This window comes from Butyrivibrio sp. MB2005 (assembly GCF_000424285.1).
GTDB lineage: Bacteria > Bacillota > Clostridia > Lachnospirales > Lachnospiraceae > Butyrivibrio.
This window is the reverse complement of the sequence record NZ_AUJP01000015.1, coordinates 14,675-28,112: the sequence shown is the minus strand read 5'-3', so window position 1 is coordinate 28,112 and position 13,438 is coordinate 14,675. Positions and strand designations below refer to the sequence as shown.

Genomic DNA, 13,438 nt, shown 5'->3' with positions numbered 1-13,438 from the left:
TATGAATTACGGCGAAATTAAAACCACTGATATTGCAAACGGAGTAGGTGTAAGAACATCACTTTTTGTTTCAGGATGCACCCACCACTGTAAGGGCTGCTTCAACGAGGAGACCTGGGACTTTAACTTTGGTAAGCCTTTCACAAAGGAAGTAGAGGATGAGATCATTGAATCACTTCGTCCCGTCTATGTGACCGGTCTTACAATCCTTGGAGGCGAACCCATGGAGGTTGTTAATCAGAAGGCTCTTCGCCCTTTCATCGAGCGCATCAAAAAAGAGCTTCCCGGTAAAACTATCTGGGTTTACTCAGGCTATGTATGGGAGGAACTCACAGATGTGAATAATTCCCGCTGCCACGGCGATGACACAGATGCCATTCTTTCAATGATAGATGTTCTCGTGGACGGTGAGTTCAAGCTTGATCTTAAGAACATTTCCCTTAAGTTCAGAGGCTCATCCAACCAGAGAATCATTGATGTGCACAAGACTTTAGAAGAGGGCAGCATTGTTCTTTCAGAGCATAATGATGATTGAGTTAAGAAATACTTGTATAGAAACCGGGAGCTGGTCTCTCGGTTTTTCCTTTTATACGTAACTATCGGTTATAGTGTATAATGGGTATTGATAATAAACACAATTAGTAATGGAGATACTATATGCCAACACTTGGATGTGCGTCCGGAACAAGGGCGGTTATAGAAAAATACAATCTGAGCATACAAAAGAAATTTGGTCAGAATTTCCTTATTGATGACAGTGCCCTCAGCAAAACCGTTGAGGCAGCAGGCGTCACAAAGGAAGATACTGTTCTTGAAATCGGCCCTGGAATCGGAACCATGACCCAGTACATAGCTGAGAGCGCAGGAAAAGTCATAGCTGTTGAAATTGACAGGATGCTTATTCCGATTCTGGAGGATACTTTGTCTGACTACGATAATGTTAAGGTTATCAATCAAGATATCCTGAAGGTCGACATAGAGAGCATAGTTCAGGAAGAAAACGGTGGAAAGCCCATCAAGGTAGTAGCCAATCTTCCTTACTATATTACGACACCAATTTTGATGCGTCTCCTAGAGAGTGAACTTCCTATAGATAGCATAACCGTAATGGTTCAGAAGGAAGTTGCTGACAGAATGGCAGAAAAGCCGGGCTCTAAGGACTACGGCGCACTTTCTTTGGCAGTTCAGTATTACACTGAACCATCACTTGTGCAGGTAGTACCACCAAGCTCATTTATTCCGCAGCCGGGAGTGGATTCTGCGGTAATACACTTAAAGTGCCACAAAGAGCCCCCTGTGGAAGTAGCTGATTCCAAATTCATGTTTTCAGTTATCCGCTCAGCTTTTGCCCAGAGAAGAAAGACTCTGTCAAACGGCGTAGCAAACGGAAATATCGGCATTAATAGAGAGCAGGTTACAGAAGCCCTCTCCAAGATGGGACTTAATCCCTCAGTAAGAGGCGAGAAGCTAAGCCTTGCAGAATTTGCAGAGCTCTCAAACCTCTTATATCCACTAGTAAATAAGACCGGAGATAAATAATGATTTTTGAAACCCACGCCCATTATGATGATGAGGCATTTGATACAGACAGGGATGAGCTCTTATCATCCATGAATGATAACGGAATTGGCATAATCGTAAATGCCACAGCCAGCAAAAGGACCGTAGAGCAGTCCCTTGAACTTTGTAAAAAATATCCATTCATATATACCACAATCGGTGTTCACCCAAGTGACTGCGCAGAGATGGATGAAGATGAGCTTTTATGGCTAAAAGAGCAGTGCTCCTATGAGAAGGCGGTTGCAGTTGGTGAGATCGGACTTGACTACCACTACGACGAACCCCCAAAGGATGTACAGAAAAAGTGGTTTGAAGCTCAGCTTCAGATGGCAAGGGATGTAAAACTTCCTGTGATCATTCATTCAAGAGATGCCGCAAAGGACACGTTGGACATCATGAAGGCCATGAAGGCAGAGGAGATAGGCGGTGACATTCACTGTTTTTCATACTCTGTGGAAATGGCAAGAGAGTACCTTAACATGGGATTTTTCATCGGAGTCGGCGGAGTTATTACCTTCAAGAATGGCAAAAAGCTTCGTGAAGTCGTAGAATATGCACCCATTGAACAGATAGTAATAGAAACAGATTCGCCATACCTTGCACCGGAGCCCTACAGAGGAAAGCGAAACTCCTCACTGTACCTGCCTTATGTGGTTGAAAAGATCGCAGAAATTAAGGGATTAACCCCGGATGAAGTTATGGATATAACAACATCAAACGCCAAGCGACTTTATAGAATATAAAATCATTAAAACCCGCGTATTTTCGCGGGTTTTTCGTTATACTTTTTTGACATCAAAAGTATGCTATGCTAAAATTTACACTAGATATAGTATGAAAAAGTTTTAGAGGGCAATATTTTGGATAAAACAGAATACAAAATCAGAGCTGAGGAGATTAAATCGCTAATAAAAGCACAGCGTTATGCTGATGCCGTTAAGATAGCCGACACAATTGACTGGAAGAGGGTTAAGAGTGTCGGTATGCTTTGTGCCATTAGTGATCTGTACAAAGTAAACAGACGCCTTGAAGAGAGTAGAGATATTCTGCTTCTTGCTTATGACAGAAGTCCTACACGAAGAGAGATTGTTTATTCTTTGTGTGAGCTTGCTATTGCCATGGGCGAATTTGTTCAGGCTGTAGAATATTATAAAGAATTCGTAAGACTTGCTCCCAGGAACACTGCCAGATACATATTACAGTACAAGCTTTACGAGGCACAGGAAGTTAGTCTTGAAGAGCGAATTGCAGTTCTTGAGGAGTATAAAAAGCACGATTATAACGAAAAGTGGGCTTACGAGCTGGCATACCTTTACCACAGAGTAGGTCTTACTACTGAATGTATAGAAGAGTGCGACGAGCTTTTTGTTTACATGAGGGAAGGAAGATATGTAATCAAGGCCCTTGAGCTTAAGGCTCTCCATGAGCCACTTTCACCTCAGCAGAAGGCTGTTTACGCACAGTATAAGTCAGCAACAGGCGGCACCATAAGTGCTCCCGAGATGCGCTCAGCCGAGATGGGCCGTGACGTTCAGGAAGGCACCAAGACGCCTACCAAAGAGCTTCCACAGGTTCCGGAAGATTTTGAAGCAGGCGACCTTGCAAAAGCGAACACCACTGAGATTAGAGCTGATGAAGTAAACGAAGCTGTGGGTGATGGTTATCAATATGAGCAGGAGTATACTGCCGAGAGCGATATTAATGACAGTCCTACCCAGATAATCGGAGAGGCAGTTCCCTATACAGAGCAGGCTGTAGATTCAGGGGCTGAAAGTGTTTACAATCAGGAGACCCAGCTTTGGGGCGCTGAGGAAGTTCAGCAGCAGATTGATAACACACAGGAAGAGAGAGCTGAATATGAGGTTCCTACCGTTAATGTAGGTGACTACAACACAGTTGACCTTCAAAAGGAGATTGCAGAGAACCTTAAAGAGGTACTTATCGCAAGTCCTGAAGCAGCGCTTTTTGCTGATGCAAATGGTCCCAAGGTAGATCACGAAGCCCAGGATGCAGAAGACTCCGGCGAGATGTATGATACGACTGATACTATAGACATCCAGGCTACGCCTTCAATGTCTGAGGTATTTTACGAGGATAAGACCAGCGATATTAATCCGGAGGCTGTAAATGAGGAATTACCTGTAGAAGAGTCTGTGGATTCAGAAGAATCCATGGAAATGCAGGATGAAGCTATAGAGCCTGCAGAGGAAGAAACACCTTATGCTGAGCCAACAGCCCAGACTTCAGGAGAGCCCATAAAGAAGCCTTCTCTTGCAGAAGAGCTTAAGGATAAGGAAATTGCTGCAAACATTGCGGCAGCTACTTTGAACGAGCATGCTTTATACAAGGGCGCTGTTTTCACAGATGAACCGCTTCAGGATGAAGTTCCAGGCGCAGTAATAAAGCCCAACGTACGTTATCAGATAAACAATCATTTCGATAAGATGCTTTCTCAGGAATATGATGGTCAGATCAGTATGGCCATTGATGAGCAGAAGCAGGTTGAGCAGCAGATAACAGGTCAGATCAGCATCGGCGATTTCATGACCGACTGGGAGAGCTACAAGAAGGATCAGCAGCAAAAGCAGCTTGATAATGTGAAAAAGCTTGTGGCATCTGAGACCGGTGAGTTGTTTAAGGATTTTGATGAGACAGCAGCAAAGCCTCTTCTTGAGGAAGAGCTTGAGGAAATTGAAGAGCCTAAGATAAAAGAGGTTCTTATGCCTGAGCATGAGATTCCTGCTGTAAGTCAGGATATAGTTCCCATGGAAGATCTGCAGAATACTCAGTCCATGGTACAGATAACAGGCGAAGACCTTGAATTTGCCAGCACTATTTCCGAGCAGGAGGAAGTACCTCAGGAAACAGAAGAGCTTCCTGAAGAGGATGGCGAATACTACAGCGAAGAAGAGCTGATGGAAGATTATCCTGATGATGAAGATATTTCTGAGGATGAGTATCCGGAGGAGGATATTCTTGAAGAACCAATTTCAGATAATGGCCTTCACGAGCTTGTTTATACTCCCGAAGAGGAAGTAGATGCAGCAGAAGTAGATCTTGGCGAAACAACTGAGATTGAAAGTGCTGAGGTTGAAAAGGTAATAAACGAGCTTGAATCAGAAGAAGCAGACACAGCTACATCTGAACCTGAGATTTCAGAAGAAACTGAAATTACAGAAGAACCTGAGACCACAGAGGAACAGGTAACTTCGGACACAATTGAAGATTCAGAAGAGACTGAGGCGTCAGAAGATTCCTTGGAAGAAGATACTGGTTCAGAGGAAGAGCCCCAGGAAGAGGAACTTCCCAAAGAAACCGAAGAGAAAACTTCTAAACCTGACAACAAGGTGAAGGAAGAAGAGGAAGATACTGATGAGAAGGAGGATAAGGCTCTCGAAACAAGAGTCAGAGTCATGACTCCCGAAGAGAAAGAGCTCTTTGGTCCTTACATTCAGCATCGTAAGTCCCGCAAGCAGATCATTGAAGCCATCGATAACCTCAGCATGGCAGCATATACCAACAACGCCATAGTTACAGGCGAAGAAGGGGCAGGAACCGTTAATCTTGCAAAGGGTCTTATTAAGGCAGTGCAGGCAACGGATTCCAACTTCTCCGGTAAGGTTGCAATGATCAGTGCAATAACCCTCAATAAGAAATCCGTAAGTACTATTTTTGATAAGATAGTAAACGGTGCTCTTATTATCAGAAGGGCAGCAGATCTTAAAGAGGATACAGTTGCTACAATCCTTAAGCAGCTGCAGATTGAAAACAAGGGATATATTGTAATCATTGAAGATACTAAGGATGATATTGACAGACTTCTCGATAAATATCCGGATCTTAAGAAGTGCTTTAATGTTCGCGTTGACATAGAAGCTCTTGATGATGATTCTCTTGTTGCTTATGCAAAGCAGTATGCACTTGAAAAAGAGCACGTAATAGATAATCTTGGAATCCTTGCTCTTCACCAGAAGATTAGTGAGAGACAGACTGTAGATCATGAAGTAACCGTTACAGAAGTAAAGGAAATGGTTGATGATGCGATCTACTACGCTGACAAGGCTTCTGTTGGTCATGTGGTGGATGTAATTTTCAGAAAACGTTTTGATGAAGACGACATGATCATACTTAGAGAAAAAGATTTTCTTCATTAAATTCAAAAAGGGCAGCCATTAATGTGGTCTGCCCTTAATTTGTGCTATAATGTAAAACAAATAAACTTATCAAGGGGAAATTATATATGGGTCAGACAGTTTTTATCTCCGAAGCAGATGAATATCTTTTCGGTCAGGGAACACATTACGATATTTATAAAAAGCTTGGTGCACATGTTTCTGAAGAGAACGGGGTCAAAGGAATGTTCTTTGCTGTTTGGGCTCCCAATGCAGCAGCTGTCCATGTTATCGGATCATTCAATGGATGGGATGAGGATATGTATCCTATGCAGCGCATTGGAAATATGGGCATTTATCAGTTATTTATTCCGGGTGTAGGAACAGGTGAGCTTTACAAATATCTCATTTACACACCGGATGGAAGGAAGCTGTACAAAGCTGATCCATATGCAAACTATGCCGAGCTTCGCCCGGGCAATGCTTCAAGAACAACAGATCTTTCCAAGTTTAAATGGAGTGATGAGAAATGGTTTGACTCCATTAAGGGCAAGGATATTAATAGAGAACCTGTTGCAATCTATGAATGTCACATCGGTTCATGGATGAAGCATCCTGACGGTACAGAAGACGGCTTCTATAACTATAGGCAGTTCGCCGACAGAATCGTCGAATATCTCAAGGAGATGAAATATACACATATTGAGCTTATCGGAATCGCCGAGCATCCTTTTGACGGATCATGGGGATATCAGGTAACGGGGTACTATGCACCTACAGCACGCTACGGTGAGCCTACGGATTTCATGTATCTTGTTAATCTGCTTCACAAAAACAACATCGGCGTAATCCTTGACTGGGTACCGGCACACTTCTGCCCCGATGAGTTCGGTCTTGGCTGCTTTGACGGAACCTGCATCTATGAAGATCCGGATCCGAGAAAAGGTGAGCATCCCGACTGGGGTACCAAGATATTCAACCTTGGCAAACATGAGGTTAAGAATTTCCTTATTGCCAATGCACTTTTCTGGATTAAGGAGTTCCACATTGACGGCCTTAGAGTAGATGCCGTTGCTTCCATGCTTTATCTTGATTATGGTAAGAGAGATGGACAGTGGGTTCCCAACAAGGACGGCGGCAATAAGAATTACGAAGCTATCGAGTTTTTCAAGCATCTTAACAGCGTAATCAGAGGAACCTATCCTCAGGTTATGATGATCGCTGAGGAGTCCACAGCATGGCCTAAGATCACAGCTCCTGTTGAGGAGGATGGTCTTAACTTCACCTTTAAGTGGAACATGGGATGGATGCATGATTTCTGTGAATACATGAAGCTTGATCCCTATTTCAGAAAAGGCGCTCATCACATGATGACCTTTGCCATGAGCTACAATAATGCTGAGAATTATATCCTGCCTCTTTCACATGATGAGGTTGTACATCTTAAGTGCTCAATGCTTGAGAAGATGCCCGGATATAAGGTTGATAAATACGCTAACCTCCGTGCCGGATATGCATATATGTTTGGTCATAGCGGCAAGAAGCTCCTTTTCATGGGACAGGACTTTGGTCAGGAACGCGAGTGGAGCGAGAAGAGAGAGCTTGACTGGTTCCTTCTTGCAGAGGACTTAAACCGTGGAATGAAGGATTTTGTAAGAGACCTTCTTGAGATTTACAGAAAATATCCTGCTCTTTATGAGGTTGATAATGACTGGGGCGGATTTGAATGGATAAATGCTGACGATTCAGATCACAGCGTATTCAGCTTTTACAGAAGAGCCAGCAACGGCAGGGATAACGTTTTGTTTGTAATCAACTTTACTCCCATGGAGATTCAGAATTACAAGGTAGGCGTTCCCTTCGAAGGCATATACAAGCACATTTTGGACAGCGCTGATAAGAAATATGCAGGTTGTGGAAGCGGTATTCCTGATAAGATCAAGGCAGAGCCCGGTCTTTGCGATTACAAGGATTACAGTATTACAATGACACTTCCGCCTTATGGCGCAGAGCTTTTCGTTTTCCAGAATCCTGATGCTAAGCCTGAACCCAAAAAAGAAGTAAAAAAGGAAGCTAAGGTTGAAGAGAAAAAGGAAGAAAAGCCTGTAAAGAAGGCTCCTGCTAAGAAAACAGCAGCTAAAAAGCCGGCAGCAAAGACTATTACCAAAAAGAAGTAATAACGGTTCTTTAGAAATTAAATAATTATTCCGAAATAAAAGGTGATGGATTATGTCCGTCACCTTTTTACTTTTTTATGGACCTGCATTCGGAGGATATATGAACATAAGTATAAATGCATTGTCCGGAACGGAATCCGATTTTGAAAAAGCTACAGTCAGCATGGAAGCAGGCTTTCAGTTTAACAATCAGAAGGTAAATAAAACACAGAGTGCCGCCGTGGTTGATCTTGGCAGTAGTCTGTTTAGTAATAACGCTTATGGCGAAGGCGCAAAGACCAAAAATGATATTATGGCACAGGCGCAAAACACAGAAATGTCCGTTCGCCACAATTATATGTCAGTAATAGCAAACACCTTATCTCCTGAGGACTATGCCAAGGCAGCAGAGGAGGGCTTTGATCTTTCAAGGACTTCTTCCGATGAAACCGTAACTATTATTGATAAGATAAAGGCGGTTCTTGCCCAGTCAGGTGAAGAGATTATCGGCTATACAGATGATCTTTCAGAAAGTGAGCTAAAAAAGATAACAGGAAGTGAGGGTCTTGCCAATCAGATAGCATCATCTTTTCATGAAAATGATATCCCGCTTACAAAAGAAAATGTTAAGGAAGTGGCAGAGACTGTAAGGCAAATGTCTGAAATAGACAGCTTGTCAGAGGGCTCTGTAAAATTCATGGTTACAAATAATCTTGATGCGACCATGGATAACATTTACATGGCTGAGCATGCCACAAACGGCCAAAGTGCAAAGAGCCGCGGCTTTATCGCTCTTGAAACAGGCGGATATTATGCCCAGAAGGCAGACAAAATTGAATGGGATTCATTAAGAGATCAGGCCCTTAGAATTATCGATGAGGCCGGACTTGAGCCCACAAAAGAAAATGAAAACCTTGCAAAGTGGATGGTTGAGCAGTCCATACCGCTTACAACAGATAATCTTAAAAAAGCAGATGAGTTAAAAGGCATAAAGCTTCCTATGAGCGAAGAAGCTATAGTTGACAGTGCTGTCAAGTCCATAGCCAACAAGAATACAGCGGCAGCAGGTGCTGTTTCAGGCGAGGAAAATCATTTCGAAAAAGCAGTAGCAATAAATAAAAAGACAAGGCTAATTACAGACGCCGATTTAGAAGAAGCAGTAAAGAGAGGCGAAAAGATAAATCTCAAGACCCTCTTTGATGTCCATGAAGAAAAGGGGCAGCAAACTGAGGTTAGTGGGCCTGAAAAAAATCATGATGTTAATTTTCTTACAGCAAGAAAGCAGCTTGAGGAAGTAAGGCTTTCAATGTCAGTTACAGCAAATCTTCGTCTCATCGATAAAGGTTTTTCTATAGATACAGCTCCCATGGAGGAGCTCATAACAAACCTCAATAATGAAATAGAAGAAATAGGTAAAAGTCTTTTTGGCAGCACTCCTGATATCACAGGAAAAGAATGCGCAGAGAAGCTTAGACTTTTTGATAGCACGCAGGAAAAGATAAGTGAATTCAGATCCTATCCTGTAGCCCTTGTTGGAAGAATAGATCCCGAAAAAAATGACAGCCTTGACAGTATTATCGAGTCAGGTTACAAGCTAAAGCTCAGATATGAAAAGGCCGGCGCAACTTATGAAGCAGTAGGAACACAGGTTAGATCAGATCTTGGAGATAACATTAAGAAAGCCTTCAGGAATGTTGATGATATTCTAAGAGATCTTAAGGAAGACATTAATGATGAAAACAGGCGCGTTGTAAGAATTCTTGGATACAACCGCATGGAGATATCACCTGAGAATATCGAGAAGGTAAGAGCTGTGGATGAAAAGCTTATGAATACAATAGATAAGCTTAAGCCCCAGGCAGTTTTGAACCTTATAAGAGAAGGCAAAAATCCTTTAAACATGACGTTAGATGAGTTATCAAATAACTTATCTGATGGGGACAAAGACAGATCAGGGAGAGAAGAAAAGTATGCAAAATTCCTTTATAAACTCGAGAAAAATGCCGAAATATCACCTGAAGAGAGAGAAAGCTACATTGGTATTTACAGACTTTTCCATACACTTAAAAAGACAGACAATGCAGCAATTGGTGCCGTTCTTGAAACAAGAGCGCCCATGACTCTTGAAAATCTCCTTAGTGCCACAAGAACCTTAAAGACAGAAAAAAGAGGTCTTGATTATAAGGTTGATGAAAGCTTTGCAGGCGCAGATGCAGGAGAGAGGATTACAAAATCAATAGACAACCAGATAGAAGCAGCATTTAAGTATTACAGCGAAAAGGCCGATATTGTATATCAGAATCTCGATCCCGAGAAACTGAACAGGCTTAAGCCAAAAGAAGATACTCTACTTGATAAGCTGGCTGATAAATTATCTGCAATGCAGGAGAGTGCTCTGTCACAAGAAGCAGAAAAAGCATATTATTCTGAGGAAACAAGAAGGATCAGGAACATCATAGATGTGGCAGATGACACCGATGTGGCAGAAGAGCTTATAAGAAATGAAATAGAAGTAAATGTTTCTAACTTAGAAGCACTTATTAATCTAAGGGCCGGAAGACGAGGCAGGAACGGGCTGTTTAATCAGGCAGAAAAGCTTTCCAATCTTTCGTTTAAGGAAAAGGAAGCGGAGATTCTCGATGAGCTTGCAGGCGGCATAGAATTCAAGGAAGCCTATGAAGAACACCTTGAAGAATTGTCACAAAGCCTCGACGATATGCTGATAGAAGAGACTCAGACCCAATCATTTATTGATGTTAAAGCAATACAGCTAATGCAAAAGCAGATTTACGTAGCTGTTAAGATGGCTGACAGAGGAAGCTTTGAAGTTCCAGTAGAAGTGGATGGAAGAACGGTATCCATGCACGTAACTCTAAAGGACAGTGATAACGAAGGCTCCAAAATGGAAGCCAGTGTTGAGAGCAGCTTCTATGGAAGAATCTCATTTGCAGCAACCATAGAAAACGGGCAGCTTAGAGGCGCATTTGCATCTTCTCTTACCCAGGCACCTGATGTCAGTGAATATATGGAAGAGGTAAGAGATAGGTTTATAAAAGAAGCAGATCTACTTGATAGTGGACTTGCTGTAACAGAAAGTAACATAAACATTATGTATCACAGAAGCGAAGCAGGTAGCGTGGTACAAGGTGCGGAAAATGGACTTTCCGATAACAGACAGTTGCTAAGGATGGCGGCGATATTTGTTCATGCACTTTAATGTATGACGCATGCAGTAGGAGGTCCATCACATGCAAGTTAACTACAACATTTCCGCAATGATCGCAAACAACGCACTTGTTTCAAATGATAACAAGCTGGCAGCATCGATTGAGAGACTTTCAAGTGGTCTTAAGATCGCAAATGCCAAGGATAACCCTTCAGGGCTAGCTATTTCCAGAAGAATGAATGCGCAGATAAAAGGTTTATCTGTTGCAGGCGGCAATTCCGGCGACGGTATATCTGTAATACAGACAGCAGACGGCACATTGTCCGAGGTTCATGACATCCTTCAGAGAATGAACGAGCTGTCTATTCAGGCTGCAAACGGCACAAACAGTGAAAGCGATCTTGAAATCATACAGGATGAGATAGGTCAGTTAAAGGATGAAATCACCAGAATTTCAGAGGCTACGCAGTTTAACGGACAGAGCCTCCTTGATGGTTCCTTTGATCTTAAGGGCTATGCTACTGTAAATAACAGAACCGATCCTGCAATAACAGTAAACAGCTACAGTGATTTTGTGGACGGTGGAAACTACTACTTTGAAGGCATAAATGCAGAATATGATGAGGCAACAGGAAAAGTAAGACTTTTCGAAGTAGAAGAAATTGATAATGTTAAATATCCCCATTATGTAGATTCTCTTAAGGTGGACGTTTCAAGAGTTATTACCTCTCAGGGCGGAACAGAGACCATCACATACATGTCTGACGCTGATGTCACAGTTGACGGAGATCTTATCAAGGTTGCAACCAGAGATGGACGAGAGATCGAGGTTAAGGTAAACAGAAAACTTGTTGGTGAGAGGATTGATTTTGAGCTTACAGGAAAAGGCGCCATGACCATGCAGGTTGGAGCAAACGAAGGACAGACCCTTGATATCAGAGTGCCCAAGATCACATTGTCAAACCTTGGAATTCAATACACAGATGTAAGCCGTACCTATAAAAATGATCTTCTTGATTTCGTAGATTATGTAAATAATGTATCCAACAACATTCTGTCCTTTACAGAAAAAAATGAAATCATCGACATGACCTACTATGACATCGATAAAGAGCGCATCGATGAGGGTAAAGGCGAAAAGAATGATATTGATTACTACTTCTTTAACATAGAAGATGCCAGAGCCATAATAGAAGCCAAAAAAGAATATCGCGAGCAGACATATACCTATGATATGGCACAGGAGCAGAAGGTAAGACAGATAAATAAGGATGCAGATGACACGATTGCCACTTATATGACTCTTCCCGGAGCAACTGATACTCCCATGAATCCGATAGTTGCTTCACTTATAGACGGAGTTAATGAGGCAAGAGATAACCAGATAGCAGATACCATGGCATATTATGATGAGCTCAGGGCAGCTCCCATGGCAGCCTATAATGAGAAGCTTGATGAAATAAAAGCCTATGCTGATAAACGCTATAAGGTGGCTCCTCATACCGGTGCAGACCAGGCTATCGAGGATATCAAAAATGCTATACAGAAAGTATCCGATATTCGAAGCAGACTTGGTGCTTATCAGAACAGACTTGAGCACACAGTCAGCAACATTGACGTAACTAGCGAAAACATGACAGCCGCATATTCCAGAATAATGGATGTGGATATGGCTGAAGAAATGACAGTATATTCAACACAGCAGGTTCTTTCACAGGCAGGAACCACAATGCTTGCTCAGGCAAATGAGAGACCTTCACAGGTGCTTCAGCTCCTGCAGTAAAAGCTTCCATGTTTACTTTGAAGTCAGCACCAGTCAGGAGGTACCTTTATGACACGTGAAAAGATCCAGGCCTACACAAGACGCATCACCATGGCAAATAAAACCCAGATGATTACCATTTTGTATGAGATGGTACTAGATTACATAGATGATGCAACAAAGGCCTATGAAGAAGATGATACCAATATGTACACGGAATCCATGTACCGTGCCATGGGCTGCATAGACGAGCTTATTCATTCTCTAAACATAGGCTATGAGCTTGGCAGAGTATTATTTGAGCTTTACCTTTTTGAGAAAAGAGCACTTATATTATGTACTGTAAAAATGGATGAAGATAAGCTCTCTCATGTAATAAAGACCTTTGAAAGTCTGCGGGCAGCATACGCAGAGCTTGAAAAGAAGGATGAAGAAAGCGCGGTTATGACAAATGTTCCTAAGGTATATGCAGGACTTACCTATGGACGAGGAACCCTTAGCGAGAGCGTAATGGGCAACGTTTCATCCAGAGGCTTTATGGCGTAATCTTTTTTCAGGTACAAATTCACAAAAACTTAATAATGAAAATTCATCAGATAGAATGACCTAAAGCTAAGGCCGGATATAATTCCCAGGAGGGTGTTATGTTCGGCTTATTTTCTTGTAAAAAGAGGTGCCTTCA

Annotated in this window: 8 protein-coding genes; all 8 read left to right on the top strand. The window is 42.3% G+C overall.

What is annotated here, in order from left to right; all coding sequences use genetic code 11:
- Position 1 precedes the first annotated feature (1 nt).
- The 8 genes from nrdG (at position 2) to G610_RS0108785 (ending at position 13,302) form a co-directional block, all read left to right on the top strand.
- Complete coding sequence (nrdG, locus tag G610_RS0108820; protein ID WP_026524484.1) at positions 2-535, top strand: anaerobic ribonucleoside-triphosphate reductase activating protein; 534 nt, start codon at positions 2-4, stop codon at positions 533-535.
- Between the two features lie 122 nt (positions 536-657).
- The gene (gene rsmA / locus G610_RS0108815) at positions 658-1,539 is read left to right on the top strand and encodes a 16S rRNA (adenine(1518)-N(6)/adenine(1519)-N(6))-dimethyltransferase RsmA (RefSeq protein ID WP_026524483.1); all 882 of its coding nucleotides are present in this window, start codon (positions 658-660) and stop codon (positions 1,537-1,539) included.
- On the top strand, positions 1,539-2,303 hold the full coding sequence (locus tag G610_RS0108810) for a TatD family hydrolase (protein WP_026524482.1): 765 nt from the start codon (positions 1,539-1,541) through the stop codon (positions 2,301-2,303). Before rsmA ends, G610_RS0108810 begins: the two co-directional genes overlap by 1 nt.
- A gap of 117 nt (positions 2,304-2,420) precedes the next feature.
- On the top strand, positions 2,421-5,714 hold the full coding sequence (locus G610_RS0108805) for a tetratricopeptide repeat protein (protein WP_026524481.1): 3,294 nt from the start codon (positions 2,421-2,423) through the stop codon (positions 5,712-5,714).
- A gap of 86 nt (positions 5,715-5,800) precedes the next feature.
- Complete coding sequence (glgB, locus tag G610_RS20310; protein ID WP_035797300.1) at positions 5,801-7,849, top strand: 1,4-alpha-glucan branching protein GlgB; 2,049 nt, start codon at positions 5,801-5,803, stop codon at positions 7,847-7,849.
- 100 nt (positions 7,850-7,949) lie between these two features.
- A complete protein-coding gene (locus G610_RS0108795; RefSeq protein ID WP_026524480.1) occupies positions 7,950-11,045 on the top strand; it encodes a DUF6240 domain-containing protein in 3,096 nt (1,031 codons plus the stop codon).
- Between the two features lie 31 nt (positions 11,046-11,076).
- Entirely contained in the window at positions 11,077-12,777 is a 1,701-nt protein-coding gene (locus G610_RS23795; RefSeq protein ID WP_051197883.1) for a flagellin N-terminal helical domain-containing protein, read from the top strand.
- A 48-nt stretch (positions 12,778-12,825) separates the two neighbouring features.
- The gene (locus G610_RS0108785; RefSeq protein ID WP_026524479.1) at positions 12,826-13,302 is read left to right on the top strand and encodes a flagellar export chaperone FliS; all 477 of its coding nucleotides are present in this window, start codon (positions 12,826-12,828) and stop codon (positions 13,300-13,302) included.
- The last annotated feature ends 136 nt before the right edge of the window (positions 13,303-13,438 follow it).

Bases quoted from the DNA above. Each gene is read 5' to 3' on its own strand.
- G610_RS0108785 (WP_026524479.1), top strand. From the start codon at position 12,826: ATGACACGTGAAAAGATCCAGGCCTACACAAGACGCATCACCATGGCA.
- G610_RS23795 (WP_051197883.1), top strand. From the start codon at position 11,077: ATGCAAGTTAACTACAACATTTCCGCAATGATCGCAAACAACGCACTT.
- rsmA (WP_026524483.1), top strand. From the start codon at position 658: ATGCCAACACTTGGATGTGCGTCCGGAACAAGGGCGGTTATAGAAAAA.
- G610_RS0108810 (WP_026524482.1), top strand. From the start codon at position 1,539: ATGATTTTTGAAACCCACGCCCATTATGATGATGAGGCATTTGATACA.
- nrdG (WP_026524484.1), top strand. From the start codon at position 2: ATGAATTACGGCGAAATTAAAACCACTGATATTGCAAACGGAGTAGGT.
- glgB (WP_035797300.1), top strand. From the start codon at position 5,801: ATGGGTCAGACAGTTTTTATCTCCGAAGCAGATGAATATCTTTTCGGT.
- G610_RS0108795 (WP_026524480.1), top strand. From the start codon at position 7,950: ATGAACATAAGTATAAATGCATTGTCCGGAACGGAATCCGATTTTGAA.